The organism is Thauera sp. 27 (assembly GCF_000310125.2).
Taxonomy (GTDB): domain Bacteria; phylum Pseudomonadota; class Gammaproteobacteria; order Burkholderiales; family Rhodocyclaceae; genus Thauera; species Thauera mechernichensis.
On record NZ_AMXB01000005.1, the window covers coordinates 138,180 to 164,687 of the forward strand.

Below are 26,508 nucleotides of genomic sequence, written 5' to 3' on the forward strand. Positions count from 1 at the left end.
CCTCAGCACCACTGGTTTAGAACTTTCGTCTCGGCCGGCTGCGCAGCAGCTGCTCGGCCGCGTTCTCCATCGCACTCCAGGATCCGCCATGCGCGAGATAGGCCGTTACCCACTCCGGCGCCGCGCCCTCGCCGGACCAGCACAGGGAACGACTGGCCGGATGCACATAGCGAATCGTCACCTCTTCGGCGACGCTGGCTGGCTGTGCTGGTGAAGCAAGCTCTTCGCCCCCCTGGGTCGACTCGGGCGGCACGACAGGCTCAGGCACGACCTCCACGACGGCTTCATCGCACCGGGCACGCTCCTCGCGAACCGAGATCTCATTGCAGACCTCGACAAGCATGGCCTCCAACTCTTGCAGGGAGTGCTCGGTCAGGTCGATCGACATTGGAAAGCTCTTCGGAAGACGGGGTCGCCATCATACTCGGCGCACCCCGTTCTCGGGCAGTGGGTTACCGCGCCCAATCGCATCAGACCCCGCAGCAGTCAGCCGCGGCCTACCGCGCCACCATCCTCCCCCCCGCAAACACAGGGCATGCGGCTAGACTTCAGGCCCGTGCCTCCCGGCCCTGACGACTCCCATGCAAGGCGTCCCCGAACACTTCGAACACATCACAGACAAGGCCGAGTTCCGCCGTCCACCGGGCAGAGCGGGCATCGAGCTGTATCGCGCCCATATCGTTCGCCACCACTTCGACGCCCATACCCATGAGGCGTATGGCTTCGGCGTCATCGAGCATGGGGTCGAGCGCTTTCGTCTCGCCGGCTCGGATCACCTCGCGGCTCCCGGCTCCATTGTGCTGATGAACCCCGACGCACTGCACACGGGCCGCGCCGAAACCGAGCAGGGTTGGGCCTACAGCATGATCTACATCGATCCGGACCTTCTGGCGCGAGCAAGCGGCGACACGCAGTGGTGGTTCTCGAGTGCCGTCGTGGACGACGACCCTGTACGCGCGCGTCGCCTCACCGCACTGCTTCATGCACTGTGGCGGGAGGCCGACCCACTCGCCATCGACAGCCTGCTGTTGCTGCTCGTACGCGAGCTGCAGCCCCATGCCCGCTCGCCTGCGCCGGCGCGCGCCGAAAAAGCCCACTGCTTCAACCGCGTCATCGACTACATGCGCGCGCATCTGGGCGAGCGCATAACGCTCGAGGCGCTCGCAAGCGTCGCCGGACTCAGCCCTTTTCATTTCCTGCGCTGCTTCCGGGATCAGCACCATGTCACCCCGCAGCAGATGTTGATGGCACTCCGCCTGTTCGAGGCCAAGCAAGGCCTGGCTGCCGGCAAAGCACCTGCCGAGGTGGCGGCTGACGTCGGCCTCGCCGATCAGGCCCACCTGACACGCGCCTTCGCGCGCCGCTACGGTGTCACCCCCGCACGTTACCAGCGCCAGGTTCGGCCCTGAGCCCCCGGCAGGCGCAAGATGGTACAAGACACGCATCAGGGCGGGCGATGAAACTCCCGCATCGTCATCGGGAGCACGTTTCATGTGGGTGGGTATCGGATTCGCGCTTGCGGCGGGCATGCTTTGGGGTCTGGTGTTCGTCGGCCCACTGCTGTTGCCCGACTATCCGGCGGCCCTGCAGTCGTTCGGGCGCTACCTCGCCTTCGGGCTGATCGCCCTGCCCCTGGCCTGGCTCGACCGCGGCGAACTGGGCCGTCTCCACCGCAGCGACTGGATCGAGGCGCTCAAGCTCGCACTCATCGGCAACCTGCTCTATTACCTGTTTCTTGCAAGTGCCATCCAGCGTGCAGGCGCCCCGCTGCCCACCATGATCATCGGCACCCTGCCGGTGGTCATCGCCATCAGCGCCAACTGGCGCAACCGCGAGCGCGACGGCATGCTGCCCTGGCCGCGGCTTGGGCCAGCGCTCATCCTCATCGCCCTAGGCCTGGCTTGTGTGAATCAGGTGGAAATGTCCGCGCTCGCCGCGCAAGGCAGCGACGGCAACACGCGCTACCTGAGCGGCGCCGCGCTTGCCATCGGCGCCGTCGCCTGCTGGACCTGGTACCCGCTGCGTAACGCCGACTGGCTGCGTGCGCATCCGGATCGCAACCCGCGCGCTTGGGCAACGGCGCAGGGCCTCGTCACCCTGCCGCTGGCCTTGACCGGATACATCGGCTTCTGGGCCTGGCTCATCATCGATGGCAACCCCATGCCCATGCCCTTCGGCCCACGTCCGGAGGTGTTCATTGGCCTGATGGTGAGCATCGGCCTGTTCGCATCCTGGCTCGGCACCCTGTGCTGGAACGAAGCCAGCCAGCGCATGCCGACCGCAGTGGTGGGGCAACTCATCGTCTTCGAGATGCTCGCGGCACTGACCTATGCATTCATCTGGAAGGAGCAGTGGCCGGACGCCCTGACGCTGACCGGCATTGGCCTCGTCCTCGCCGGCGTCCTGTCCGCACTGCGGATCAAGCCGGTTCGCAGGGTCAGCAGCGAACCGCGGCGGTAGCCATTGATCCACCCTGCGCAAGCGTCTATCGCCGCTGCACGCGTACTCGGCGACGCAACAGCCTTGTCCCGCTCAACGCCCGCGCTGGGGTTCGGGCCACGTCTGCAAGCGGCACTTCTCGCAGTCGTCCCAAGGCAGGCAGTCACACACCCGCGGCAGCGCAACATAGCGGCTGCCTACCTGCACCTTGCCCTCCTGCGTCCGAGATGAAGCCGGATCACGGCGCGGCACAGGCGACGGTGGCGGAGACGATGCGTCGTGGGGCGTCGGCTGCCAGCGCAAGAACGGCGCCACATCGACGCCGTCGCCAAGGTACCAGAGCTTGCGCGCAGCATCCCAGCGCGCACCCAGCCTCTTCGCCTCGTCCTTCTCTGCGAACGGAACCTTCAGGTTGTGGCGCATGGCGGCATCACTGTATTCATGACAGGGGGCGCATTATAGGCGCGCCGGGCCGGGTATCACTCTTGCATCCAGGCACAGCGCCAGTCACCCCTTTGCCTGCGCGTCCCGGTCCGCCTGATCGAGATCGGCCTGTGCCTTGGCAGCCAGCAACTCCGCGTCCATCTTGTTCTTGGCGAAGGCAATGGCCGCTCTTCCCACCACGATCATCACCCCGGCAACGAGCACGATCGACAACAAGGAGGCCCGATTGTCCGGGCTGGCCTGCATCGCACCCACGCCATCCTTGGTCTCTTGCCCACTCTGTTGAACGGGCACCTGCGTGCTTGTCCTTGCCGCAGGCTCCGGCGGGGTTTCTGCCCGGACAACGCCCGCCGACAGGCAAACCCAAATGCCAAGCACGATGACTGCCACGCGTTTCATAGACGACCTCATTCGCAAACCTCGTTGTTCCCGCATCATGCACCGACCAACGCGTCAGCAACTTGCGACAGCTCAAGCCCGTCCTCAGCGCTGCGCGCAACAACCAAGGACAGGCTCGACCCCGTCTGCTAGGCCGACACGACGATACGCAGGTGCTGCTTGCGTCCGGCGGCCAGGCGCCACTCACCTGCGGCCGAGGGCAAAGGCAGATCCGCATTCGTGACCTGGATGCCGTCCAGGCGCAAACCGCCTCCAGCCGCCAGTCTCCGGGCAGCACTGCGGGACGGCGTCAGCCCACCCTCCACCGCAAGCTCGGCAAGCGTAAGTCCAGCGCTGACGCGGACCGGATCGACGACCAGGGTAGCGAGCCCGTCGTCGCTTTCACCGCCACCAAAAAGCCCCGCAGCGGTCCTTGCGGCGCGCTCGGCAGCACCATCGCCGTGCGCAAGCCGCGTCGCCTCCGTGGCGAGAAGGACTTTCGCCTCATTCAGTTCTGCACCCTGCAGCCCCCCCAGGCGTCGAACCTCGGTCATGGGGAGCTCGGTGAACAGCGCGAGGAAGCGGCCAACATCGCGGTCATCCACATTGCGCCAGAACTGCCAGAACTCGAACGGTGCCAGCCGGTCAGCGTTGAGCCACACCGCACCCGCGGCAGACTTGCCCATCTTGCGTCCGTCCGCAGTCACCAGCAACGGCATCGTCAGCCCGAACAGTTCGCCTCCGCCTTGCCGCCGTGAGAGCTCTACACCGTTGATGATGTTCGCCCACTGGTCGGCGCCACCGACCTGGATCGTGCAGCCGTAGCGTTCAGCCAACTGAGTGAAGTCGAACGCCTGCAGCAAGGTATAGCCGAACTCCTGGAAGCTCAGCGAATGCGCCAGGCGGGTGCGCACAGCGTCGAAGCTCAACAGCCGATTCACGCTGAAATGCCGTCCCACCCGGCCAAGAAAATCCAGGTAGCCGAGCCCATCGAGCCATTCCGCGTTGTCGACCACGAGCGCGCCGTCGGCGCTGTCGTCCATCCGCAAGTACCGGGTGAAGGCCGTGCTGATTCCGCGAAAGTTGGCCGCAATGGTCGCCGCGTCGAGCATCGGCCGGCTCGTGTCCCTGAAGCTCGGATCGCCGATACGAGTCGTGGCACCGCCCATCAACAGTATTGGCCGATGCCCTGCGCGCTGCATCCAGCGCATCAGCATCAGGCCCTGCAGATGGCCAACGTGCAGGCTGTCTGCTGTACCGTCGAACCCGAGATAGATGCTGCGCGCCCCACTGGCCAGCGCTCTACGCAGGCCGTCGGCGTCGGTGCATTGATGGATGAAGCCGCGCTCTTCCAGAAGGTGGAAGACGTCGAAAGTATCGTGATGCATGGGGTCTCCTGATGAGGACGGGGCAAATAGCCCGAGGGAGACCGCCAATCAGCTCAACCAGTCCGCCTCGGGCGGACTGGGCGCGCGCGCCGCTACCGCCGTGGTAAGCGGTAGCCGTAATAACGAACGCGGGAAACGAGATTGCTGCGGAGCATGGTTGCATCGTATCAAGGTTTGCATCGCCTGGGGAGGCGGGCCGAGCAGTCGCGAGGGCTCTTGGCCGCCGCCGCGCGCGCATGCGCCGACCGCTAGGTCATGGCAGCCTGCTCAAGCCGCCCGGTCTCCAGCCCGCGCCAGCACCGCCCGTCAGCCGCTGGTCTTGCCGCGGGCAGCCGCCAGGCATCTAGGCAGCTGCGCCTTCGACGTGCGCTGGATCTGCCGCAGCAGATCGACCGACACCCTTGGCACCTGATGGCGAAGCCGCAGTTCATCCTCCAGCCTAAGCAGCAGGCTCGCCGCCATCTCGGCATCGGCCAGCGCACGGTGGTAGCGCCCCGCAACCGGCAAGTTGGCGTACTGGACCAGCACGCCCAGCTTATGGCTGGGTGCAGCGGGCAGCAGACGCCGCGACAGCAGCAGCGAGCATACGAAGTCCTGCTCCCTGCTGCGCTCGATGCGCGCCAGCTCCGCATCCCAGAACTTGGCGTCGAACGAGGCGTTGTGGGCGACGATCGGCATGTTGCCGACGAAATCGGACACCTCGCGCATGACCTCGCCCGCCGCCGGCGCGCTGCGGATCATCGCGTTCGTGATACCGGTCAGCGCCTCGATGTAGGCCGGAATCCGCACTCCTGCGTTCATCAGACTCTGGTAGCGATCGACCACACGCCCATCCTCCACGATGACCGCTGCGATCTCCGTGGCGCGGTCACCCTGTGCGGGCGACAACCCCGTGGTCTCGAAATCAATCACTGCCACCGCTTCCATGCTCAGCACCTTTTCAGGCCGCGGCGCATGAGGGCATGCGCACCTTGGCGACCGGGCCGGATTATAGGCAGAGTAAGCACTGCCGGAGCAGTCCAGCGCAACCCGCCAAGACAGCACATTGCATCGACTCGCACATCAGCCAAGCGCCGGCATCACTTCGGCGGTTAGAATTTTCGCCAGCGCTCGGCAGGCTCACCATCAAGGACACCGACCATGAATCCGATCGTCCGCATCCAACCGCGCAGCGCCGACCTCGGCGACGGCATGCTCGTGCGCCGTGCGCTCCCCAATCGCCAGCAGCGCATGATTGGCGCGTGGTGCTTCCTCGATCACGCCGGCCCAGTGCAGTTCGAGCCCGGCAAAGGCATGCACGTCGGCGCGCACCCGCACATCGCCCTGCAGACCTTCACCTGGCTGATCGAGGGCGAGGTCCTGCACCGCGACAGCCTGGGCAACGAGCAGATCATCCGCCCTGGCCAGGTCAATCTGATGACCGCTGGGCACGGCATCGCCCATACCGAGGATTCGCTGCATGACGGCGAGCGGCTGCACGCGGCACAGCTGTGGATCGCCCTGCCGCCGGAACACAAGGATTGCCCGCCCGCCTTCGAGCACTACGCCGAACTGCCGCACTGGCGCGAAGGCAGCGCAGAACTGACCCTGCTCGCCGGCCGCTACGGTGAGCGAACCGCAGCGGCGCGCATCCACTCCCCGCTGGTCGGCATCGACATCGCCTGCGACAGCACCAGCAACATCACGCTCCAACTGGACCCCGGTTTCGAGTACGGCCTGATGCCCCTCGTTGGCGACGCAATGGTCGACGGCGAAACCATCAGCGCGGACGAACTCGCCTACCTCGGCAAGGGACGCAGCGAACTTCAGCTTGCGCTACCCGCAGGCGCTCGGGTGCTGTTCCTGGGGGGCGAGCCGTTCGAGGAACCAGTGCTGATGTGGTGGAATTTTGTGGGCTTCAGCAAGGAAGACATCGCGCAGGCACAGACCGAGTGGGAACAAGGAGCCGCCCGATTCGGAACGATCGGCGACGGCCAGGCACCGCGACTCGTTGCACCGCCCCTGCCGTGGCGAAACGGCAGTTGACCACACTCGGACTCAGCCGCAGGCACGACACCGCCGACGTCGACGGGCCCTCGATCTCTGGTGTCGCTCAAAAATTGGGCAGTGCTCGAATCAGGCCGAGTTTCAACGGCTCAGCCGGGTTATCCACAACTCCTCCCACAACCCTGTCCCCATCGGCTGGGGACAAGCGCGACAGGCTCGGACGGAGCTTGCGGGCATCACTTGCCACGGACTGGCCGATATTCGCAGCCGACGGCCACCGATTCCATGCCCTGGTCCAGCGACTGCATTCGCCCGACATCGCAGGCTTGATGTGAACGGGATGCTCAGGTAAGGTAAAAAAGGATTTGCGCAAATGCACTAAATCCCTCCCGCTGCTCAAGGGGCCGATTGATCGGCCATTCATGCCGTGCAGCGGGCGATCGTTCAACGGCCAATGCGTCGCTTGAGTTTTTTGAGGGCCCTCACCTGGGCCGACCGACCGCGGTGCCCGCCCCAAGGCGCTGACGTGGTCTGACATGTCGCACTTCACCCCGCTGTGGGTGCGGCATGCCACCAGAACAACCCACGACATGAACCGTACCGACACGCCTTCGCCCATCCGCTCCGCCCCCCAATCTCGCATCCGTTTCCGTAGCACGCGCCCGAGCGATGGCACCGCTCTCTGGCAATTCGTCCAGTCCACCGGCACGCTGGAGCCGAATTCGGTCTATTTCTACGTTCTGTTCGCCGCCGACTTCGGCGACACCTGCCTTGTGGCCGAGCAGGACGGCCGCATCGTCGGCGCCGTCATCGGCTTTCATCCGCCGCGCGAGGCCGACACCGCCTTCGTCTGGCAGGTGGGGGTGCTGCCCGAGCAGCGCGGCCAGGGCCTCGGCCTGCAGCTGCTGCAGCAATGGTTGAGCCTGCCGGCCAACGCCCGCTGCCGCTGGGTGACAGCCACGGTAGCGGACGACAACAAGGCCTCGCGTGCCCTGTTCCAACGCCTGGCGCGCGAACATGACACCGGCTGCCAGGTGACCCCCCACTTCACCGCCGACCTGTTTCCATCAGGCCACCCCGCCGAGCCGATGCTGCGCGTGGGTCCGATTGCGCGCCATACGCCCGCCCGCGGCGTTCAGTCCCAGCTCGAGAACCCCATTCCGGTCTGACCGGCTTCGTGCCGTACAGGGCACTCGCAGGCGCGAGCGCCCGGATGTCGCTCGTCCTATATCGAGCGCAGACCCGCCCATTTCGACCAGAGGAGCTATCTCATGATGAACACATTCGAACAGTACGAATCCGAAGTCCGCGGCTACTGCCGCAGCTTTCCCGCGATGTTCACCAGCGCCAAGGGCGCGTGGATGATAGACGCCGAGGGCCGCCGCTACCTCGACTTCTTCTGCGGCGCGGGCGTGCTGAACTACGGTCACAACCCCGACAAGATCAAGCAGGCCCTGCTGGCCTACCTGATGCGCGACGGCATTACGCACTCGCTGGACATGTACACCGAGGCGAAGCAAGCCTTCATCGCCCGCTTCAACGACGTCATCCTGCAACCGCGGGGCCTGCGCTACAAGTTCCAGTTTCCCGGGCCGACCGGCACCAATGCGGTCGAAGCTGCGCTCAAGCTGGCGCGCAAGGTGACCGGACGCGAGCAGGTGGTCGGCTTCACCAATGCCTTCCACGGCATGACGCTGGGCGCGCTGGCGGTGACCGGAAACGGGTTCAAGCGCGCCGGTGCCGGCGTGCCGCTCGGCCACACCGCCTCCGTTCCGTTCGATGGCTATCTTGGCGAAGGCACGGACACGCTCGACTACTTCGAGGCGCTGCTCAAGGACGAGGGCAGCGGGATGGACAAGCCTGCCGCGGTCATCGTTGAGACCGTGCAGGCCGAGGGTGGCGTGAACGTCGCCAGCATCGAGTGGCTTCAGCGTCTGCGCCGCATCACCGAAGAACACGGCGTTCTGCTCATCGTCGACGACATCCAGGTCGGCTGCGGCCGCACCGGAGCCTTCTTCAGCTTCGAGGACGCAGGGATCGTGCCTGACATCGTCACGCTGTCCAAGTCCTTGTCCGGCTATGGCCTGCCGCTGGCGCTGGTGCTGATCAAGCCCGAACTCGACCAATGGGCGCCGGGCGAGCACAACGGCACCTTCCGCGGACACAACCCGGCCTTCGTCACCGCCACTGCCGCGCTCAGGTTCTGGCAGGACGGCTTGCTCGCAGAGGATGTGGCACGCAAGGCCGGGCTGGTCGAAAAGCGCCTGACCGACATCGTCGCAAAGCATGCTCCCGGTGCGCGGGTGCGCGGGCGCGGGTTGATCTGGGGCATCGAGTTCGATGACACGCAACTGGCTGCGCGCATCTCACAGGCGTGCTTCAAGCGCGGGCTGATCATCGAGACCGCGGGCATCGACGACCAGGTGCTCAAGCTGCTCCCGAGCCTGACCATCGCCGAGGAAGAACTGCGGCACGGTCTGGATGTGATCGAAGCCGGCTTGCGCGAAGCCCTGAGCGTCGACAACGCCTCGCCGGCGATCGAAGCCGCGGCCTGAGGCTACCGGCAGCCCTGCCCCCTTCTTTCACCTCCCGCGCCCCCTTAAAGGCGGGGCACACCCTACATGCGAGGACACCCCAATGATCGTGAAGCACCTGGACGACGTCATCGGCACCGTCGCTGACGTGGATACCGAAGGCTGGAACAGCCGTCGCCTGATCTACAAGGATGCTGGCGTCGGCTATTCCATCAACGACACCATCATCAAGCCCGGCACCGAGCATGAGTTCGAGTACCGGAACCACTTCGAGACGGTGTACTGCATCGAAGGCGAAGGCGAGATCATCGACCTTGCCACCGGCGTGACCCACGCCATCCGCCCCGGCACCCTGTACTGCCTGAACCAGCACGACCGCCATGTCCTGCGCGCCAACAAGGGCCGCCACATGCGCATGGTGTGCGTGTTCAATCCGCCGCTGACCGGGCGCGAGGTGCATGACCAGACCGGCGCTTACGCGCTCGCCGACTGAGTGGATGGGCAAGGCAATGATGAGCATGACCGGCATGAACGCCGCCCGCCCCACGCTGACGCGTCCGCGCGCAGATGACCGCTACCCCTCGCGCTTCGACCCCGAGCCGCAGATCGGCCCGCGCCTGGATCCGGTGACCTACCCGCATGCCACTGCGGGGCCGCTGAACGCCGAAGCGCTGCGTTTCTACGAAGAGAACGGCTATCTGCACTTCGATCAATTGCTCGATGCCGGCGAGGTGCAGGACTGCCTGAATGAGCTGGCGCGCCTGCGCACCGATGAATCGGTCAAGGACCTCGATGAGGCAGTCATCGAGCCCGGCAGCCGGGAGTTGCGCTCGATCTTCGCCGTGCATCGCAGCAGCGCAGTGCTCGCACGCCTGGCTAACCATCCCAGGTTGGTTGCGATCGCCGAGCAGCTGCTCGGCAGCAAGGTGTACATCCACCAGTCGCGCGTGAACTACAAGGGCGGCTTTCGGGGCAAGGAATTCTACTGGCATTCCGACTTCGAGACCTGGCACGTGGAGGACGGCATCCCCGCCATGCGCATGGTGAGTTGCTCGATCGCGCTCACGGCCAACACGCCGCACAACGGCCCGCTGATGATCATCCCCGGCTCCCACCATCGCTATGTGCGCTGCGTGGGCGCCACCCCCGAGAACCACTACAAGGCCTCGCTCAGGCAGCAGGACATCGGCGTGCCGGACGAGACCAGCCTGAGTCGGCTGGTCGAGGACTTCGGCATCGTCGCGCCGACGGGCCCAGCGGGCGCGGTCACCTTCTTCGAGTGCAACGTGATGCACGGATCCAGCTCGAACATCACCCCCTTGCCGCGCAGCAACCTGTTCATGGTGTTCAACAGCGTGAACAACACGCCAGTCGCCCCCTTCTGTGGACTGGAGCCACGTCCCAACTTCATCGCCGAACGGGAGGACTTCACCCCCGTGGGGCAAGGGACTGACGGGGGCGACCCGTGCGACGCGGAGGCCAGGGCTCTCACGCCAGCCTGAAGCGCCGCGTTTGCATCGGTGATGCCGAAAGGCAAGCCGGCGTTGGAATTGGCGCGCTCGATGATGGACGAGTGCGCACGCCTGCTGGACGCTGATTGATGCGGGACACTGACTGAGCCTCGACGGGACAAGCCGATCAGTCGCTCACCCTTCCGCGCGCGGCCTTGATCGACGCCCGCTGCGCCTTCCCCTCCAGCCTGCGGGTGACCGACGCACGCGTCGGCCGGGTCGCACGGCGCGCCTTCGGGGGCGTCGCGACACGCTCGATCAACTCTTCCAGCCGGCGCAGCGCCTCGGTGCGGTTCTTCTCCAGGCTGCGAAACTTCTGCGCCTTGATGATCACCACGCCTTCCTTGCTGATCCGATGGTCGTGCAGGGCGAGCAGTCGCGCGCGGATGTCCTCCGGAAGGCTCGATGCCGTGATGTCGAAGCGCAAATGCACGGCGTTCGACACCTTGTTGACGTTCTGTCCGCCCGCGCCTTGCGCGCGAATCGCGGTGATCTCGATTTCGTCAGGAGAAAGGGGGAAGCGGGAGGTCATCGCTCGGGCAGGATAAGGTCATTCGGAAGGCAGTCGCTGCAGATCCGAAGCATCATGATTCCGATCGGCGACAGGCGCAACGACGCGAACTTGAGCCCGAGGATCTCCGCGTATTCACGCGTCTGCTGCACCCCTGTCTCCGCGGGCAGCCCTGCGTCCTTTGCCTCGACCACGGCAAGCGGAAAATCGCGACAGAAGTACGGCAGGTAGTCGGCCCGCTTCTGTTCGCCTCGCTGCGCCTTACCGCCCGCCACGACGATGCGGCCGTTGGTGAAGGTCCGCTACTCACCGATCACATGAGGAGCCGCTCCCCCAACCCGCCTCGATCAGCCAAGGCGTGACGACTCGCGGCAGGTATCCGCTTCGGCAATCACGCCTGTTCGTACGGACGCCTCTTCCAGCCGTCCGCTGCAGCCAGAAAAGCATTTCTTGGCCAAACAGCACGAAATAAAGCAATTCGTGGCCAAAAGAATCTCGCGGAACCTCAGGCACTTTTTGCCGTTCTCGGCACTCGGTGGCATGAGACACCACTCCCGAAGGTCTGCCGACGAGCAGGGTTCCCGATTCTCGGCGCTCCTGAGGCTAGGCACCGAGGCGAGTGGAACGCGGCCGCTCGCCTCTCAGGTCACCAAGGGCGGGCTAAACGGATTGATGCACCGCACCCCGGTCGACTTGAAGTCTTCCGTGTTGCGCGTAACGACGGTTAGGTCGTAGATGAGGGCGATGGCTGCAATCTGCTTGTCGATGGGATGCTGAGGACTCGGTGACATCAGTCGGCCCCAGAGCTGAGCACAGTCGAGGTCAAAGCCCAGAATACGGTCTGCATAGTCAGCGACCACCATATCCAGCCAGGCTTCGAGTCGCGCGGCCTGCTCGCGGTCACCGCGGTTACGGATGTTCTCTAGGCCCCGGCGAATCTCACCGATTGTCAGGACCGACAGATAGATGTCCTCCGCGGCCAGGGTGGCGAAAAAGGCGGTCACGCCCGGATCGGCACGCCCACCTTTTCGCAGCTCGCTGATGATGTTGGTGTCGAGCAGGTACATCAGCCCTGCCTGAGGTTGAAGTCTTCATCGGCACCCACGTCCGGCATGCTGGCCAGAACGTCTTTGAAGCTCCGCCGCGCAGGTCGCGCAAGCGCTGCCCGCAGGATTTCCCGATGCTCCGCCTCAGCGCTTCGACCGTGCCGCGCCGCAGCCTCTTTCAAAGCCTGCGCGACCGAAGGGTCGATGTTACGAACGACAAGATTAGTCGCCATCGCGCTCTCCTGATGATTGCAATGATTGCATTGTAGCGAATACCGCAATCATTGCAATCACCATCAAGGCCACAGGTTCGTCAGGACGCTGAAATCACTTACAAACGCGAGGGGAAGAAAATGTAGCCGCACTCCGTGTCCCCGTACGTCACGCTTTAGCTCACCGAACCCATACTAGGTAGCTCAGTCATGCGGGAAGCACAAATGAAAACGCCCAACTGAGAGCAGTTGGGCGCTGAATTTTGGTGGACCGAAGGAGGATCGAACTCCCGACCTCTGCATTGCGAACGCAGCGCTCTCCCAGCTGAGCTATCGGCCCTAGAAGAGCCGGCATTATAGAGAGCGGACGATCTAAATGGAAGCCCCATCCCTGCTTCCCATGGGGGCTCCACGACCTTTCCGCCGCGACCGGCGGAGCGGGCTCGCGCCTACGTCTCGGCGCCGCCAGAGCCAACTGCCGCGCGGCCAAGGCGGTCGGCGACAGCGCGCCACCCGGGACCGCCGGGCAGCGCCTCGATCAGGATGAAATCGGCGCCGACGGCGTCGAGCGCGCGCAGGCTGGCGTACAGGCCCTGGGCGTAGGCGGCAGGTTCGACCGGCAGGCTGCGCCAGGTCAGGCGGGCATCGCGCGGGTCGGGCGTGGAGTGGGCGAGCACGGCGACGCGACTGCCCTCGCCGGCGAGTGCGGCGGCTTCGTCGGCGAGCAGCGCGGGTTCGACCAGGCGCAGCGGGGTGCGCGGAGCGTAGTGGGCGGCGAGCGCGCCAGAGACTCGCGGGGCGGGCTTGGCGGCATCGGCTGAGGCAGGCGCAACCACGTCATTGCCCACGACAGCTGCAGCACCTGCACGTTCATGCCCGGCAGCCGTCTCATCGGCCTCCGGTAGGGCCTCACCCCGCACCCGCGGCCGGCGGCCGATGACGCGCGCGATCTCCTCGGGGCCGATCGCCCCTGGGCGCAAGATCTCCGGCACATCGCGCGAGAAGTCCAGAATGGTGGATTCGATGCCGACCTCGCAGGCGCCACCATCTAGGATCATGGCCACACGTTCGCCCAGCTCTTCGCGCACATGTGCCGCGGTGGTCGGGCTGATGCGGCCGAAACGGTTGGCGCTGGGCGCAGCCAGACCGCCGTCGAAAGCACGCAGCAGCGCAAGCGCCACAGGGTGCGAGGGTACGCGCAGGCCGACCGTGTCCTGGCCACCGGTGACCTCATCGGGCACGTCCGGCGAACGCTTGAGGATCAAGGTCAGCGGGCCGGGCCAGAACGCACGCGCGAGCGCGAGCGCATCCTTGGGGATCGCAGCAGCCCATTGCGGCAGGTGATCGGCCGAGGGCAGATGCACGATCAGCGGATGATCGGCGGGGCGTCCCTTGGCGGCGAAGATCCTGCCGACGGCCTGCACGTCGAGCGCATCGGCCGCCAGGCCATAGACGGTTTCCGTCGGCATGCCGACGATGTCACCTGCGCGCAGCAGCGCGACAGCCTCGGCAATCGACGCCGCCGTGGCGGACTCGATACGGCCGCGCGGCCCAGCCCCGGACGTGGTCATCGGCCCCGTGCTCACTCGTCGCGGATGCCGATCGCGGCACGTGCGGCGAGGGCGTGCCCGAGTACGGCCTCGGCATTGGCCCCCGTCACCACGAAGTGGCCCATCTTGCGCCCCGGGCGGGCGTGATGCTTGCCGTACAGGTGCAGGCGCAGGCCGGGCACGGCATGCAGCACCGACCAGTCGGGCTCGCGGTAGGTGCCGTGGCCCTTGCCGTCCTCGTACCACAGCTCGCCAAGCAGATTGACCATGACCGCCGCGGAATGCTGGCGCGGCGTGGCCAGCGGCAAGCCGCACAGCGCCCTCACCTGTTGTTCGTACTGGCTGACATCACAGGCGTCGATGGTGTGGTGGCCGCTGTTGTGCGGGCGCGGCGCCATCTCGTTGACGAACAGCTCGCCACGACATACGAAGAACTCCACCCCGAGCGTGCCGACGTAACCGAGCTTGTCGGCGATGCGCTCGGCGATTTCCTGGGCGTTGTCCCTCAGACAGGCCGACGCCTGCGCCGGCGCGATGGTGACGTCGAGGATGCCGTTGCGGTGGCGGTTCTCGCCGGTCGGGAAGCAGCGCACGTTACCCGCCTCGTCACGCGCCAGCACCACCGACACCTCAAAGTCCAGCGTCAGCATCTTCTCCAGCACGCAGGGTTCGCCCTTGAAGTGCTGGAAGGCGGCCACTGCCTCGTCGCGGTCGGCGACGCGGGCCTGGCCCTTGCCGTCGTAGCCGAAGCGCGCCACCTTGAGCACGGCGGGGAACAGGCCGGCGTTGGCATTGCGGATGTCGTCCTCGCTGCGGATTGCGGCAAAGGGGCCGTGCGGCAAGCCGTTGTCGGCCAGGAAGCTCTTCTCGGCGATGCGGTTCTGGCATACCGCCACCGCGCTCGCCGCCGGGTGCACCGGGATGAACTTGGTCAGGTAGTCCAGGGTGTCGGCGGGGACGTTCTCGAACTCGGTGGTCACCGCAGCGCATTCGTTGCCGAGGGTGTCGAGCGCAACATAGTCGTCGTAGGCGGCGACCAGATGGCGGTCGGCGACGAGGCCGGCCGGGCTGTGAGGGTCGGGGTCGAGCACCCAGACCTTGTAGCCCAGCTCGTGCGCGGCCGAAACGAAAAAGCGGCCGAGCTGGCCGCCGCCGAGCATGCCAAGGGTGGCAGGCGGGAGGATCATGATGCGGCTCTCAATCCAGGGTCATGTCGAGCACCGCCTGGGTCTGGCGGGCACGGAAGTCGGCAAGTTTCTGCGCCAGCACGGCGTCCTCGACCGCGAGCAGCGCCACCGCGAACAGACCGGCATTGGCTGCGCCCGCCTCGCCGATGGCGAAGGTGGCGACCGGGATGCCCTTGGGCATCTGCACGATGGAGAGCAGCGAATCCTGCCCCGACAGCGCCTTCGACTGCACCGGCACACCGAGCACCGGCAGCGTGGTCTTGGCCGCAACCATGCCCGGCAGGTGGGCCGCGCCGCCCGCGCCGGCGATGATGGCCTTGAGCCCGCGGCCGCGCGCGGCCTCGGCGTACTCGAACATCAGGTCGGGCGTGCGGTGGGCGGAGACGACCTTGGCCTCGTAGGCCACGCCGAAGTCTTCCAGCATCTTTGCAGCCGCCTTCATCGTGGGCCAGTCGGAGTTGGAGCCCATGATGATGCCGACGACGGGTTTGGTTTCGCTCATCTCACTGTCCTTATTTGCCAGCGGCGCGCTCGGCGGAAATCACGGTGTTCTCGAGCAGCATGGTGATCGTCATCGGGCCCACGCCGCCCGGCACCGGGGTGATGGCACCGGCCACGGTCTTGGCCGAGTCGAAATCCACGTCGCCGCACAGCTTGCCGGCGTCGGGGCCGTCCTGCAGGCGATTGATGCCGACGTCGATGACGGTGGCGCCAGGCTTGACCATGTCGCCAGTGACGAAGCGCGGCTTGCCGATGGCCGCGACCAGGATGTCGGCGCGGCGGGTGTGGAAGGCCAGATCCTTCGTCCTCGAGTGGCAGACGGTGACAGTGGCACCAGCGTTGGTCAGCAGCATCGCCATCGGCTTGCCGACGATGTTCGAACGTCCGATCACCACGGCCTCTGCGCCCTGCACTGTCGTGCCGGTGCTCTCGAGCATCTTCATGACGCCATGCGGCGTGCAGGGAATGAAGGCTTCGCGGTTCTGCGACAGGCGGCCAACGTTCTCCGCATGGAAGCCATCGACATCCTTCTTGATATCGATCGCTTCGAGCACGGCCGTCTCATCCAGATGCCTGGGCAGCGGCAGCTGCACGAGAATGCCGTGCACCGACGGGTCGGCGTTGAGTTCGGCGAGCCTGGCCATCACCTCGTCCTGGGTGGCCGTTTCGGGGTAATCGAAGCGCAGCGAGCGGATGCCGGCCTTCTCGCAACCCGCAACCTTGTTACGCACATAGACTGCGGAGGCCGGATCCCCTCCTACCAGAATGACCGCCAGGCAAGGTTGCACACCACGCGCCGTCAATGCTGCAGCGCGTTCAGCGATTTCGCCACGAACCTGCGCCGAGAGCGCGTTGCCGTCGATGATGCGAGCGGTCATCGGTAGAGCCCCTAAAAAACCGGGGATTTTACAGCATCACGCGCCGCCCGCGCTCGCCTGCCCAGCGTCTTCGGACTGGCGAGTGCGCTGGCTTCTCAGCGTATCAGGCCCAGCGCGGGGCATTTGAGGCCGATTGCGGTGATCACGCCCTTGTCCGTCATCTCGCGCACGGTCAGCGTGAAGGCGCCGATCTGCACCCGGTCGCCGACCACGGCGGCGCGGCCAAGGCGGTGCTCGAGCAAAGTGCCCACCGGTTTCACGCGCTCGTCGGCGCCGATGTCGAGCCCATAGGCATCGGCCAGATCGCTCGCCAGGCAGGACGGATCGACGACGAACTCGCCGAAGAAGCTGGCATTGGCCGACAGTTCGCCGCCCGTGCCCCCGAACACCCTGGCGATGCGCTCGGCCAGTTCGTCGGGTGCGACGAACCACACGGAATCACCCGGGATCATGCGCGTATCCAGGGTGAGCCGGTGCAGATGCCCGCTGCGCACGAGTGCAACGCAGCGCACACCGATGCCCTCGAAGTCGTCGGCGACCTCGTCCGGATGCCTGCCCTCGGCACGCGAGCCTGCAGCGACGCGGTACTCCAGCAGGTCGACCGCAGCCTCCTCATCGACCCACACCTCGCGCTTGTCGCGCGGCTCATCGCGCGGCGGCACTTCCACCTTGAGCCAGCGCGCCGCCATCGGCACCGTCGCCCCCTGCACCAGCAATGACAGCAACACGACCGCAAAGGCGACATCGAACAGCAGGCGCGAATCCGGCACCCCCATCACCACAGGGAAGATCGCCAGCACGACCGGCACCGCACCGCGCAGGCCAACCCAGCTTACATACGCAAGCTCGTTGCGCTTGTAACGGAACGGCCACAAACCAATGGCAACCGCCAGCGGGCGCGCCACCAGCATCAGGAAGACGGCCATTGCCACCGACTCCCATGCGTGATCGAGCAGTTCGGACGGCACCACCAGCATTCCCAGCACCACGAACATGCCCGCCTGCGCGAGCCAGGCCAGGCCGTCCATGACACGCAGCACGTGCTCGGTAGCGTGGCTGCGCCGATTGCCGACCACGACCCCAGCGAGATAGACAGCCAGGAAGCCGCTGCCGTTGAGCAGGTTGGTCGCCGCAAAGACGAGCATGCCACCAGACAGGATCAGCAGCGCATACAGCCCCTCGGGGAGACTGAGTCGAGCCATCAAGCGCGACAGCACCCAGCCCCCGGCCAGACCCAGTACCGCGCCGAGCCCAAGCTGGGTCGTCAGCAACCAGGCGAAACCACCGACGCTGGCCGACTCCGGCTGCAGCAACATGCCGACCAGGGCGGTCACGAGCAGGATCGCCATCGGATCGTTGGCGCCGGACTCGATCTCGAGCGTTGCCTGCACGCGTTCGTTGAGGCGTACGCCGCTATTGCGCAGCAACGCGAACACCGCAGCCGCATCGGTCGAACCCACGATGGCCGCAAGCAGCAAGCCCAGGCGCCAATCCACATCGAGCAGCCAGGTCGCGAAGACGCCAAGCAGTGCCGCCGTGCCAACCACCCCCCAGGTCGCCAGCACCGCCGCCGGCTTGAGCGCGACCCGGAAACTGCTGACCCGCGTGCGCAGGCCGCCATCGAGCAGGATGACGGCAAGCGCCGCCTGTCCGATCATCGACGCAAAGAAGAAGTCCTCGAAGACGATCCCGCCCGGCCCATCCTCGCCGGCCAGCATCCCCACCCCCAGGAACAGCAGCAGCAGCGGCAGGCCGAGGCGAGCCGACACGGTGCTGGCCAGAACGCTGATGAACAGCAGCAGGCCGGTGAGCAGGAAGAGTGCGTTGATGCCGGTCATTCGGACAGCCAGTGGTTAAGTTATGTATGGGGGTCGGCCAAGAGGCTACGGCCAGCGAGCCGCAGACATCACTCGCATGTCATTATGCGCACCATCTCGGGGGCTGCTTTGAGCAGCCTCTCAACGCAGAGTTCAGCGCGGAGCCAAAGAATCTACCGAGACAACGTGCTGGACAAGCTCGGCGAGCGAGTTGACCCCCATCTTTTCCATCACGCGCGCGCGATGGACCTCGACCGTCTTGATGCTGATCCCGAGCACGTCGGCGATCTGCTTGTTGAGCTTGCCGACGATGATCAGCTCGAGCACCTCGCGCTCGCGCTGAGTCAGGTGCTGCAGCCGACGCGAGGTATCGGCCTCGAGACGGCGCTTGCCGCGGCTGTCGCGCTCGAGCTGCAGGCACTGCTCGACAAGACGCAGCATGTCGCGCTCGCCGAAGGGCTTCTCGATGAAATCGACTGCCCCCTTCTTGAGCGCCGACACCGCCATCGGCACGTCGCCATGGCCGGTAATGAACACCACCGGCAAGCCACAGCGGCGACGCCCCAGTTCCTCGAACAGTTCCAGGCCGCTCATGCCTGGCATGCGCACGTCCAGCACGATGCAGCCGGTCATGTCGGGGTCGCATGCCGCAAGGAAGGACTCGGCCGACTCGTAGGCGACCACGTGGTAGCCATTGGCCTCGAGCATCCAGACGAGCGAATCGCGCAAGGCCTCGTCGTCATCGACGATGTGGACAATCTGGTCAGGCGCTGCGGGCAACTCGCTCACTCGCGATCTCCGTGGGCAGGATAAAGGAGAATATGGTACCGCCTTCGGGGTTGTCGTCGACAATCAAGCGGCCATCGTGGAACTCGACGATCGACCGGCAGATGTTCAGCCCCATGCCCATTCCCTCGGCCTTGGTCGTGTAGAAGGGGGTAAACAAGCGGCTGCGCCCCTCCTCGCTGATGCCGTGGCCCTGGTCGATGACGGCCACTTCGACCTGCCCCGGCCCGCAACCACGCACGCGCACCGTCAGCACGCGGCGTTCGGGAAGCGCGTCAGCCATCGCATCGATGCCGTTGCGGACAAGATTGAGCAGCACCTGCTCGATCATGATCCGGTCGGCGTACACCGCGGGCAGGCCAGGTTCGACAGCCGTCACGATGCGGATGCCGGTGCGGCGGGCATCGATATCGGCAAAGCCGATGGCGTCTTCGAGGATATCGACGATGCTCACGGCCGCGCGCCGCGGCTCGCTCTTCTTAACGAACTCGCGCACGCGGCGGATGATCTTGCCCGCACGCTCGGCCTGGAAGCTGGCCTTCTGCATTGCCGCCAGGATGTCCTCCTGCTTCGCATTGCCCGCTTGCAGGCGGGTCACCGAACCGGCGCAGTAGTTGGCGATCGCCGAGAGCGGCTGGTTGAGCTCGTGCGCCAGCGTCGACGCCATTTCCCCCATGGTGATCAGGCGCGAGGTGCGCTGCAGGCGCTCTTCCTGCTGACGGGCCACCTCCGCCGTCTGCTTGCGGTCGGTGATGTCGGTGGCAATGCCCATGCGCACCACCCGCCCATCGACCCAGCGCGTGGCCTGCTCGCGCACGTGGTACCAGCGCCCCGACAGCGGGTGCTGCAGTTCGCCGTCGAAGAGTTCGCGCGGCAAGTCGGCCGGCGCCAGGTTGCGCGGATCGACACGGTAGTCACCGCGCTCGGGCTGTGGCACCGCCACTCCGCGCACCGTGCGGCCAACGGCGTCGAAACCGTGGATGCGCTTGAAGGCAAGGTTGGCGAACAGGATCTCGTCGGTGCGGGCATCGGCAACGAACACCGCCGCATCCAGGCCATCGAGCACCGCCTCGAAGCGCTCATGCGCGGCCTCGAGCGCGGCGCGTACGCGCTTGGGCTCGGTAATGTCGGTGATCGATGCCATCCAGCCGGTCTGCCGGCCCGTCAGGTCGATCAGCGGCGACAGGTAGAAGCGGGCATCGAAGCGCTCGCCATTCTTGCGCTGGATGCGCATCTCGAAACCGCTGCGCGGCGCCTGCCCGGACAGCGTCATCGCCAGGTTGCGCTCGCAGATCGCCAGCTGCTCGGGCGGCCAGTACGGGAACGGCGCCACCGTGCCGACCAGCTCGCTCTCCGCGAAGCCGACCATGCGGCAGAACGCCGAGTTCACGTAGATGATGCGCCCGCTCAGATCGATGGCGCGCAAGCCCGTGACGACCGAGTCCTCCATCGCCTTGCGGAACGCGGACTCGGCCCGCAGCGCATCCTCGGCCGCCTTGCGGCCGGTCACGTCGTGGGCCACCGCATACACCAGGCCCTCGCCACGTACCGGGTTCACGCTCCACGCCAGCCACTTGTAGCTGCCGTCCGCACAACGGCAACGGTTCTCGAAGCTCACCGGCTCGCCGCCTGCAAGCCGGCGCATGTTGTCGAGTGTGGACGCCACGTCCTCGGCATGCACGAAATCGATCATCAGGGCGCCGGGCAGCGTCGCCGGATCATGCCCGAGCACGCGCTCGAAAGCCGGATTGCAGCGGCGAAAGCGCCCCTCGAGATCGACGATACACAACAGATCGAGCGACAGGTTGAACAAGCGGTCGCGCTCGCGCTCCACCTGGACGCGGCGCTGCATATGGCCGCGCAGCATCCAGAGACCCCAGAGCACAAGCAGCGACAGGCCAACGATGATGACCGCGGGCAAGGCGTGCATCACGTCGCCACCCGGCCTGAAGGCCATGGCCTGCAAGCGCATGCCGTTGCGTGGCGGCTCGAGAACGAGCTCGAGCGCAAGATGATGCTCGCGATCCGGCAACGCAGAACTGAGTGCCAGCGCAACACCATCGGTATCGAGTACGGCGAGCCGGTACTTCTCGGTGAACCAGTCCGGCACCAGCCGGCTGATCATACGCTCGACCGAGTAGGCCGCAACCAGAGCGCCGAAGAACTCGCCCTGGCGATGCACGGGCACGAAGACCTCGAGCACGGCGTCCCCGCGCGCATTCCGATACGCCGCCCCGTAGGTCAGCCGCGACGACAGCGCACTGTGCTGAAAGCCCTGCACCTGCGGCCCGAGCAGCGTGTCGCCGGCAAGCCAGTCGAGTGCATCGAACGGCGCCGTCCACCTCACCGCCTGGTCACGGCCCACCCAGGCGATGTTGGTGAGCGCAGGGTTGACCGCCAGATGTTCGTTCGCGCGCTGCTGGAAGCCGTCGTGCTCAAGCGTGCCGGCTGCCATGTCTCGTGCCAGCTGCCCCAGGAACTCCTCCGTCCCGAGCACCACCCGACGGATGGCCTGCTCCGTCCATTGCAGGTCGCGTGCCAACGCACCGCGTTCGACATCGGACTCGCGCTGCTGCAGCAACCACACGAGCGCGAGCATCGACACCGCGAACAGCGTCACGACAACATAGGGGACAGCCCAGTACCAGCGTGGCGGCGCGGGGTCGGACGGCGGAGCATGCATGGGACTGGACGGGTGCAACGCACGTGGGATGAATCCTGCATTCTTGTCGATTGGCGCCCCAGCGGTCATCCGGTCTAACCCTTACCCACGCTGCGCGCACCACTGCAACCGCCAAGGCGGATCGCGACTGCGCCGCCACCGTCCGGGTTTTCGCCAATTTGTCCGCCGAGGCGCACTGCCTACAGTGAGTTCATGAGTTTGCCGATCGCGCAAAGGCGGCGCGCCCTTCTCGCCCGTGCACTAGTCCTGCTTTCGCTCGGTCGGGCGGGCGTCGGCGCATGCCTGGCCGCCGCGCCCGCGACGCCCCTGCGCAGCACCCCGGGAGGTGAGCGCGAACCCATCCGCATCGGCGTCTCAGGCCCCTTTACCGGCCCCTCCGCACCAATGGGCCTGTCGATGCGCACCGGCATCCGTATCGCCGCAGCCGAGCTCAACGCCACGGGGGGCATCCTGGGGCGCCGCATCCAGCTCCTGGAGGGCGACGACGAAGCAAGCAACGCGCTCGGCGCACGCATCGTGCGCGAGTTCATCAACCGCGACCGCATCGTCGCAGGGCTTGGCATCGTCAACACCGGCGTCGCGCTTGCCTGTCAGCGCCACTACCAGCTTGCACGCGTGCCGGTCATCACCTCGGTGGCAACCGGCTCGCTGATCACCCGCCAGTTCCTGCCCCCGGAACACCCGGACAACTACGTTTTCCGTGTCTCGGCCAACGACACGCTACAGGCTCAGGTCATCGTCGAGGAGGCCGTGCTGCGCCGCGGCCTGACCCGCCTCGCCATCCTGCATGACGCCACCAACTACGGCGTGCTCGGCAGCCAGGACCTGGTGGCCGCGCTGGCGCAACGCGGGATCGCAGCGGTGGCGCTGGAACGCTTCCAGTTGCGGCAGACGGACATGAAACCCATGCTGGAGCGCGCCCGCGCCGCCGGCGCCCAGGCCCTGCTCACCTACGGCATCGGCCCCGAACTCGCCCATATCGCAAACGGTCGCGCAGACATGCACTGGCCGGTGCCGATCATCGGCAGCTGGACACTGGCGATGCCGAACTTCATCGAGATCGCCGGCCGCAATGCAGAGGGGGCGCGCATGCCGCAGACCTTCATCCAGGGCGCACGCACACCACGCCAGCAAGCATTTCTCGATGCCTGGGTGCAGGCGACAGGCAGCGACCGCATTCCCGTGCCGCCAGCCGCCGCGCAGGGCTACGACTCGATGCTGCTGCTGGCCGCTGCGATCCGGCAGGCCGGCAACCTTGAGGGGCCATCCATCCGCACCGCCCTGGAAGCGCTGCGGGAGGAGATCGACGGCGTGGTCATGACCTACCGCACACCGTTCTCGCGCGACAACCACGAATCGCTGCGCACAGCGCGACAGATCCTGCTCGGCGAGGTGCGCGGCGGGCGGGTGGTGCAGGCAATCGAGCCACCTGCTGCGCCCCGGATTGTGCCCCCTCCAACCGAAGCATGAGGAGCCACCGCCTGATTCACCGAATTTCTGAAATCATATTGCACATTGCGAAATACCGTTTTATAGTTCGAAAAGATGGCCGTGCGGCAATCGGCATGGTCTCGCTCGCAAGCAAAATCGTCCTGCCTTACCAGGCAGTCATCGCCAACCGAACGTCATGAGGAGACAAACCATGACCGGAATCAGCAACGCGCTCCAGCAACCCGACACGGATGCCCAGGAAACGCGGGAATGGCTGGAAGCGCTCGCGGCCGTCGTCGAACACGAAGGCCCGCAGCGTGCCCACTACCTGATCGAGACCCTGATCGCCACCGCGCGCCAGGAAGGGGTGAACATCCCCTACTCGGCCACCACCGAGTACATCAACACCATTCCCGCCGAGCAGCAGCCGCCCTACCCGGGCGATCCGGACATGGAGATCAAGCTGCACTCCTACATCCGCTGGAACGCGATGGCGATGGTCGTGCGCGCGAACAAGAACACCAACGTCGGCGGCCACATCGCCTCGTTCGCCTCGGCCGCCGCACTCTACGACGTCGGCTTCTCGCACTTCTGGCACGCGCCCTCCGAGCAGCACGACGGCGACATGATCTTCTTCCAGGGCCACTCGGTCCCCGGTGTGTACGCACGCGCCTTCATGCTCGGCCGCCTGAGCGAAGAGCAGATGGACAGCTTCCGCCAGGAAGTGGGCGGCAAGGGCATCTCGTCCTATCCGCACCCCTGGCTGATGCCCGACTTCTGGCAGTTCCCCACCGTATCGATGGGCCTGGGCCCGCTGTGCGCGATCTATCAGGCGCGCTTCATGAAGTACATGGCCAGCCGCGGCATGATCGACGCCACGCGCGCCGAGCAGCGCAAGGTGTGGGCCTTCCTCGGTGACGGCGAGACCGACGAGGTCGAGTCGCTGGGCGCGATCGGCATGGCCGGCCGCGAGAAGCTCGACAACCTCGTGTTCGTCATCAACTGCAACCTGCAGCGCCTCGACGGCCCGGTACGTGGCAACGGCAAGATCATCCAGGAGCTCGAATCGGGCTTCCGCGGTGCGGGCTGGAACGTCATCAAGGTGATCTGGGGCACGGCCTGGGATGCGCTCTTTGCGCGCGACAAGAAGGGCATCCTCAAGCAGCGCATGATGGAGTTGTGCGACGGCGAGTATCAGACCTTCAAGGCCAAGGACGGCGCCTACGTGCGCGAGCACTTCTTCAACACCCCCGAGCTGCGCGCCCTGGTCGCCGACTGGACCGACGACCAGGTGTGGAACCTGAACCGTGGCGGCCACGACCTGTTCAAGATCTTCTCCGCCTACAAGGCCGCCTCCGAGCACAAGGGCCAGCCCACGCTGATCCTGGCCAAGACCATCAAGGGCTTCGGCATGGGTCAGGCCGGCGAGGCGATGAACATCTCGCACCAGCAGAAGAAGATGGACGTCGACGCCATCCGCCGCTTCCGCGACCGCTTCGGCCTGCCGGTGCCGGACGACAAGCTCGAAGAGCTGCCCTACCTGAAGTTCGACGAAGGCTCGCCCGAATACAAGTACATGATGCAGCGCCGCATGGACCTCGGCGGCTTCCTGCCGCAGCGCCGCACCAAGGCCGCGCCGCTGGCCGTGCCCGCGCTGGATGCCTTTGCCGCGCTGCTGAAGGCCTCGGGCGAAGGCCGCGAGCTGTCGACCACGATGGCCATCGTGCGCATCATGAACACGCTGCTCAAGGACAAGCAGATCGGCAAGCACATCGTGCCGATCGTGCCGGACGAAAGCCGCACCTTCGGCATGGAAGGCATGTTCCGCCAGTACGGCATCTGGAACCAGGAAGGCCAGAAGTACGTGCCGGAAGACCATGACCAGCTCATGTTCTACAAGGAAAGCCAGACCGGCCAGGTGCTGCAGGAAGGCATCAACGAAGCCGGCGCCATGGCTGACTGGATCGCTGCCGGCACCGCCTACAGCGTGCATGGCGTGCAGATGGTGCCGTTCTACATCTTCTATTCGATGTTCGGCCTGCAGCGCACCATGGACCTGTGCTGGGCGGCAGCCGACCAGCGCACCCGCGGCTTCATGATCGGCGGTACCGCCGGTCGCACCACGCTGAACGGCGAAGGCCTGCAGCACGAGGACGGCCACAGCCTGTTGATGGCCAACATGATCCCGAACTGCATCAGCTACGACCCGACCTTCCAGTACGAGGTCGCGGTGGTCGTGCAGGACGGCATGCGCCGGATGTTCGCCGAGCAGGAGGACATCTATTACTACATCACGGTGATGAACGAGAACTACGAACATCCCGAGATGCCCGCCGGCGCCGAAAGCGACATCCTCAAGGGCCTGTACCTGTTCCGCAAGGGCGCCGAAGCCAAGGCACCGCGCGTGCAGCTGATGGGTTCGGGCACGATCTTCCGCGAGGTGATCGCCGCCGCCGAGCTGCTCAAGGCCGACTGGGGCGTCGAAGCCGACATCTGGGGTGCGCCCAGCTTCAACGAACTGGCCCGCAACGGCCACGACATCGAGCGCTGGAACCTGCTGCACCCGATGGAAGAGCCGAAGAAGACCCACGTGCAACAGAAGCTGGCCGGCTTCGAAGGCCCGGTCATCGCCGCCACCGACTACATCCGCATGTTCCCCGAGCAGATCCGCTCGCAGCTCGACCGCAGCTACGTCACGCTGGGCACGGACGGCTTCGGCCGCTCCGACACCCGCGAGCAGTTGCGCCACTTCTTCGAGGTGGATCGCCACTGGGTCACGCTGGCTGCGCTGAAGGCGCTGGCCGATGACGGCGTGATCGGCCGCGACAAGGTCGCCGCGGCGATGGTCAAGTACAACCTCGACCCGTCCAAGCCGAACCCGATGTCGGTCTGAGCGCGCAAGGAGACAAGAACATGAGCCAACTCATTGAAGTGAAGGTTCCGGATATCGGCGACTTCGACGCCGTACCGGTGATCGAACTGTTCGTGAAGGTCGGTGACACCATCGCCATCGACGACGCGATCGCCACACTGGAGTCCGACAAGGCCACGATGGATGTGCCGTCGTCCGCCGCAGGCGTGGTCAAGGAAATCCTCGTCGGCATCGGCGACAAGGTTGCCGAAGGCACCGTGCTGATCAAGCTCGAATCCGCCGCATCCGCCTCTGTAGGAGCGGCGCCCGCCGCGAGCCTTTCGGGAGCCCCCGCAAGCGCCGCCGCGGAGCAAA

The 26,508-nt window shown here is 65.9% G+C and carries 26 protein-coding genes and 1 tRNA gene; 10 read left to right on the forward strand and 17 right to left on the reverse strand.

All coding sequences use genetic code 11. The features are described 5' to 3' along the window. Window positions 1–16 precede the first annotated feature (16 nt). Window positions 17–388, reverse strand: coding sequence for an H-NS family nucleoid-associated regulatory protein (locus B447_RS04060; protein ID WP_002936768.1), 372 nt, complete (start codon window positions 386–388; stop codon window positions 17–19). 193 nt (window positions 389–581) lie between these two features. Between B447_RS04060 and B447_RS04065 the strand changes: the two genes are divergently transcribed. Together B447_RS04065 and B447_RS04070 are read left to right on the forward strand one after the other, a co-directional pair. Then, window positions 582–1,409 (forward strand): AraC family transcriptional regulator, encoded by an 828-nt coding sequence (locus tag B447_RS04065; RefSeq protein WP_002936770.1) that lies wholly within the window; start codon window positions 582–584, stop codon window positions 1,407–1,409. A gap of 82 nt (window positions 1,410–1,491) precedes the next feature. Further along, window positions 1,492–2,460 (forward strand): DMT family transporter, encoded by a 969-nt coding sequence (locus tag B447_RS04070; protein ID WP_002936771.1) that lies wholly within the window; start codon window positions 1,492–1,494, stop codon window positions 2,458–2,460. Window positions 2,461–2,532: 72 nt separating this feature from the next. Here the strand turns inward: B447_RS04070 and B447_RS04075 are convergent, their stop codons facing one another. The 4 genes from B447_RS04075 to B447_RS04090 all read right to left on the reverse strand — a co-directional run bounded on the left by B447_RS04075 (window position 2,533) and on the right by B447_RS04090 (window position 5,576). Then, window positions 2,533–2,862 carry a DUF5710 domain-containing protein gene (locus B447_RS04075; RefSeq protein ID WP_002936776.1) on the reverse strand — a complete coding sequence of 110 codons (330 nt, stop codon included), beginning with the start codon at window positions 2,860–2,862 and terminating at the stop codon, window positions 2,533–2,535. Between the two features lie 84 nt (window positions 2,863–2,946). Continuing rightward, window positions 2,947–3,282 (reverse strand): hypothetical protein, encoded by a 336-nt coding sequence (locus tag B447_RS04080; protein WP_002936783.1) that lies wholly within the window; start codon window positions 3,280–3,282, stop codon window positions 2,947–2,949. A 128-nt stretch (window positions 3,283–3,410) separates the two neighbouring features. Further along, complete coding sequence (gene tyrS / locus B447_RS04085; RefSeq protein WP_002936787.1) at window positions 3,411–4,649, reverse strand: tyrosine--tRNA ligase; 1,239 nt, start codon at window positions 4,647–4,649, stop codon at window positions 3,411–3,413. A gap of 306 nt (window positions 4,650–4,955) precedes the next feature. Then, window positions 4,956–5,576, reverse strand: a complete 621-nt coding sequence (locus B447_RS04090) for a 3'-5' exonuclease (protein WP_002936791.1) — start codon at window positions 5,574–5,576, stop codon at window positions 4,956–4,958. A 213-nt stretch (window positions 5,577–5,789) separates the two neighbouring features. Here B447_RS04090 and B447_RS04095 point away from each other — a divergent pair, with 213 nt between their 5' ends. From B447_RS04095 to thpD, 5 genes are all read left to right on the forward strand, one after another. Beyond that, window positions 5,790–6,674: a pirin family protein gene (locus B447_RS04095; protein WP_002936793.1), complete on the forward strand. Its 885-nt coding sequence runs from the start codon at window positions 5,790–5,792 to the stop codon at window positions 6,672–6,674. A 497-nt stretch (window positions 6,675–7,171) separates the two neighbouring features. Further along, the gene (ectA, locus tag B447_RS04100) at window positions 7,172–7,804 is read left to right on the forward strand and encodes a diaminobutyrate acetyltransferase (protein ID WP_002936794.1); all 633 of its coding nucleotides are present in this window, start codon (window positions 7,172–7,174) and stop codon (window positions 7,802–7,804) included. Window positions 7,805–7,906: 102 nt separating this feature from the next. Next, a complete protein-coding gene (gene ectB / locus B447_RS04105) occupies window positions 7,907–9,190 on the forward strand; it encodes a diaminobutyrate--2-oxoglutarate transaminase (RefSeq protein WP_002936795.1) in 1,284 nt (427 codons plus the stop codon). Window positions 9,191–9,272: 82 nt separating this feature from the next. Then, window positions 9,273–9,662, forward strand: coding sequence for an ectoine synthase (locus B447_RS04110; protein ID WP_002936796.1), 390 nt, complete (start codon window positions 9,273–9,275; stop codon window positions 9,660–9,662). Between the two features lie 16 nt (window positions 9,663–9,678). After that, window positions 9,679–10,671: an ectoine hydroxylase gene (thpD, locus tag B447_RS04115; protein ID WP_232431520.1), complete on the forward strand. Its 993-nt coding sequence runs from the start codon at window positions 9,679–9,681 to the stop codon at window positions 10,669–10,671. Between the two features lie 136 nt (window positions 10,672–10,807). Here thpD and arfB read toward each other — a convergent pair whose 3' ends face one another. The 12 genes from arfB to B447_RS04175 all read right to left on the reverse strand — a co-directional run bounded on the left by arfB (window position 10,808) and on the right by B447_RS04175 (window position 21,851). Continuing rightward, the gene (gene arfB / locus B447_RS04120; RefSeq protein ID WP_002936807.1) at window positions 10,808–11,212 is read right to left on the reverse strand and encodes an alternative ribosome rescue aminoacyl-tRNA hydrolase ArfB; all 405 of its coding nucleotides are present in this window, start codon (window positions 11,210–11,212) and stop codon (window positions 10,808–10,810) included. Beyond that, window positions 11,209–11,466 (reverse strand): hypothetical protein, encoded by a 258-nt coding sequence (locus B447_RS04125; RefSeq protein WP_002936809.1) that lies wholly within the window; start codon window positions 11,464–11,466, stop codon window positions 11,209–11,211. The genes arfB and B447_RS04125 overlap by 4 nt, the downstream gene beginning before the upstream one ends. Before the next feature lie 366 nt (window positions 11,467–11,832). Continuing rightward, the gene (locus tag B447_RS04130) at window positions 11,833–12,258 is read right to left on the reverse strand and encodes a type II toxin-antitoxin system VapC family toxin (protein WP_002936815.1); all 426 of its coding nucleotides are present in this window, start codon (window positions 12,256–12,258) and stop codon (window positions 11,833–11,835) included. Then, window positions 12,258–12,470 (reverse strand): FitA-like ribbon-helix-helix domain-containing protein, encoded by a 213-nt coding sequence (locus B447_RS04135; RefSeq protein ID WP_002936817.1) that lies wholly within the window; start codon window positions 12,468–12,470, stop codon window positions 12,258–12,260. The genes B447_RS04130 and B447_RS04135 overlap by 1 nt, the downstream gene beginning before the upstream one ends. A gap of 243 nt (window positions 12,471–12,713) precedes the next feature. Beyond that, window positions 12,714–12,789: transfer RNA gene (locus B447_RS04140), tRNA-Ala, on the reverse strand. 109 nt (window positions 12,790–12,898) lie between these two features. Beyond that, window positions 12,899–14,020, reverse strand: coding sequence for an L-threonylcarbamoyladenylate synthase (locus B447_RS04145; protein WP_002936820.1), 1,122 nt, complete (start codon window positions 14,018–14,020; stop codon window positions 12,899–12,901). A gap of 11 nt (window positions 14,021–14,031) precedes the next feature. Further along, a complete protein-coding gene (locus B447_RS04150; protein ID WP_002936823.1) occupies window positions 14,032–15,186 on the reverse strand; it encodes a 5-(carboxyamino)imidazole ribonucleotide synthase in 1,155 nt (384 codons plus the stop codon). A 10-nt stretch (window positions 15,187–15,196) separates the two neighbouring features. Beyond that, complete coding sequence (gene purE / locus B447_RS04155; RefSeq protein ID WP_002926686.1) at window positions 15,197–15,688, reverse strand: 5-(carboxyamino)imidazole ribonucleotide mutase; 492 nt, start codon at window positions 15,686–15,688, stop codon at window positions 15,197–15,199. A gap of 10 nt (window positions 15,689–15,698) precedes the next feature. Continuing rightward, window positions 15,699–16,565 (reverse strand): bifunctional methylenetetrahydrofolate dehydrogenase/methenyltetrahydrofolate cyclohydrolase FolD, encoded by an 867-nt coding sequence (folD, locus tag B447_RS04160; protein ID WP_002936826.1) that lies wholly within the window; start codon window positions 16,563–16,565, stop codon window positions 15,699–15,701. A gap of 95 nt (window positions 16,566–16,660) precedes the next feature. After that, entirely contained in the window at window positions 16,661–18,403 is a 1,743-nt protein-coding gene (locus tag B447_RS04165; RefSeq protein WP_002926689.1) for a potassium/proton antiporter, read from the reverse strand. Between the two features lie 132 nt (window positions 18,404–18,535). Next, a complete protein-coding gene (locus B447_RS04170; RefSeq protein WP_002926691.1) occupies window positions 18,536–19,171 on the reverse strand; it encodes a response regulator transcription factor in 636 nt (211 codons plus the stop codon). After that, window positions 19,146–21,851: a PAS domain-containing sensor histidine kinase gene (locus B447_RS04175; protein WP_002926692.1), complete on the reverse strand. Its 2,706-nt coding sequence runs from the start codon at window positions 21,849–21,851 to the stop codon at window positions 19,146–19,148. The genes B447_RS04170 and B447_RS04175 overlap by 26 nt, the downstream gene beginning before the upstream one ends. A 192-nt stretch (window positions 21,852–22,043) precedes the next feature. Between B447_RS04175 and B447_RS04180 the strand changes: the two genes are divergently transcribed. The 3 genes from B447_RS04180 to B447_RS04190 all read left to right on the forward strand — a co-directional run. Beyond that, window positions 22,044–23,321 carry an ABC transporter substrate-binding protein gene (locus tag B447_RS04180; protein ID WP_037982304.1) on the forward strand — a complete coding sequence of 426 codons (1,278 nt, stop codon included), beginning with the start codon at window positions 22,044–22,046 and terminating at the stop codon, window positions 23,319–23,321. Window positions 23,322–23,493: 172 nt separating this feature from the next. Next, a complete protein-coding gene (gene aceE, locus B447_RS04185; RefSeq protein WP_002936832.1) occupies window positions 23,494–26,175 on the forward strand; it encodes a pyruvate dehydrogenase (acetyl-transferring), homodimeric type in 2,682 nt (893 codons plus the stop codon). A 20-nt stretch (window positions 26,176–26,195) separates the two neighbouring features. Further along, the coding region (locus tag B447_RS04190) for an acetyl-CoA carboxylase biotin carboxyl carrier protein subunit (RefSeq protein ID WP_002936835.1) at window positions 26,196–26,508 on the forward strand (313 nt) is incomplete at its 3' end.

Excerpts from the sequence above, each read along its gene's own strand:
- B447_RS04060 (WP_002936768.1), bottom strand. The coding sequence starts at position 388 with ATGTCGATCGACCTGACCGAGCACTCCCTGCAAGAGTTGGAGGCCATG.
- B447_RS04065 (WP_002936770.1), top strand. The coding sequence starts at position 582 with ATGCAAGGCGTCCCCGAACACTTCGAACACATCACAGACAAGGCCGAG.
- B447_RS04070 (WP_002936771.1), top strand. The coding sequence starts at position 1,492 with ATGTGGGTGGGTATCGGATTCGCGCTTGCGGCGGGCATGCTTTGGGGT.
- B447_RS04075 (WP_002936776.1), bottom strand. The coding sequence starts at position 2,862 with ATGCGCCACAACCTGAAGGTTCCGTTCGCAGAGAAGGACGAGGCGAAG.
- B447_RS04080 (WP_002936783.1), bottom strand. The coding sequence starts at position 3,282 with ATGAAACGCGTGGCAGTCATCGTGCTTGGCATTTGGGTTTGCCTGTCG.
- tyrS (WP_002936787.1), bottom strand. The coding sequence starts at position 4,649 with ATGCATCACGATACTTTCGACGTCTTCCACCTTCTGGAAGAGCGCGGC.
- B447_RS04090 (WP_002936791.1), bottom strand. The coding sequence starts at position 5,576 with ATGGAAGCGGTGGCAGTGATTGATTTCGAGACCACGGGGTTGTCGCCC.
- B447_RS04095 (WP_002936793.1), top strand. The coding sequence starts at position 5,790 with ATGAATCCGATCGTCCGCATCCAACCGCGCAGCGCCGACCTCGGCGAC.
- ectA (WP_002936794.1), top strand. The coding sequence starts at position 7,172 with ATGTCGCACTTCACCCCGCTGTGGGTGCGGCATGCCACCAGAACAACC.
- ectB (WP_002936795.1), top strand. The coding sequence starts at position 7,907 with ATGATGAACACATTCGAACAGTACGAATCCGAAGTCCGCGGCTACTGC.
- B447_RS04110 (WP_002936796.1), top strand. The coding sequence starts at position 9,273 with ATGATCGTGAAGCACCTGGACGACGTCATCGGCACCGTCGCTGACGTG.
- thpD (WP_232431520.1), top strand. The coding sequence starts at position 9,679 with ATGATGAGCATGACCGGCATGAACGCCGCCCGCCCCACGCTGACGCGT.
- arfB (WP_002936807.1), bottom strand. The coding sequence starts at position 11,212 with ATGACCTCCCGCTTCCCCCTTTCTCCTGACGAAATCGAGATCACCGCG.
- B447_RS04130 (WP_002936815.1), bottom strand. The coding sequence starts at position 12,258 with ATGTACCTGCTCGACACCAACATCATCAGCGAGCTGCGAAAAGGTGGG.
- B447_RS04135 (WP_002936817.1), bottom strand. The coding sequence starts at position 12,470 with ATGGCGACTAATCTTGTCGTTCGTAACATCGACCCTTCGGTCGCGCAG.
- B447_RS04145 (WP_002936820.1), bottom strand. The coding sequence starts at position 14,020 with ATGACCACGTCCGGGGCTGGGCCGCGCGGCCGTATCGAGTCCGCCACG.
- B447_RS04150 (WP_002936823.1), bottom strand. The coding sequence starts at position 15,186 with ATGATCCTCCCGCCTGCCACCCTTGGCATGCTCGGCGGCGGCCAGCTC.
- purE (WP_002926686.1), bottom strand. The coding sequence starts at position 15,688 with ATGAGCGAAACCAAACCCGTCGTCGGCATCATCATGGGCTCCAACTCC.
- folD (WP_002936826.1), bottom strand. The coding sequence starts at position 16,565 with ATGACCGCTCGCATCATCGACGGCAACGCGCTCTCGGCGCAGGTTCGT.
- B447_RS04165 (WP_002926689.1), bottom strand. The coding sequence starts at position 18,403 with ATGACCGGCATCAACGCACTCTTCCTGCTCACCGGCCTGCTGCTGTTC.
- B447_RS04175 (WP_002926692.1), bottom strand. The coding sequence starts at position 21,851 with ATGCATGCTCCGCCGTCCGACCCCGCGCCGCCACGCTGGTACTGGGCT.
- B447_RS04180 (WP_037982304.1), top strand. The coding sequence starts at position 22,044 with ATGAGTTTGCCGATCGCGCAAAGGCGGCGCGCCCTTCTCGCCCGTGCA.
- aceE (WP_002936832.1), top strand. The coding sequence starts at position 23,494 with ATGACCGGAATCAGCAACGCGCTCCAGCAACCCGACACGGATGCCCAG.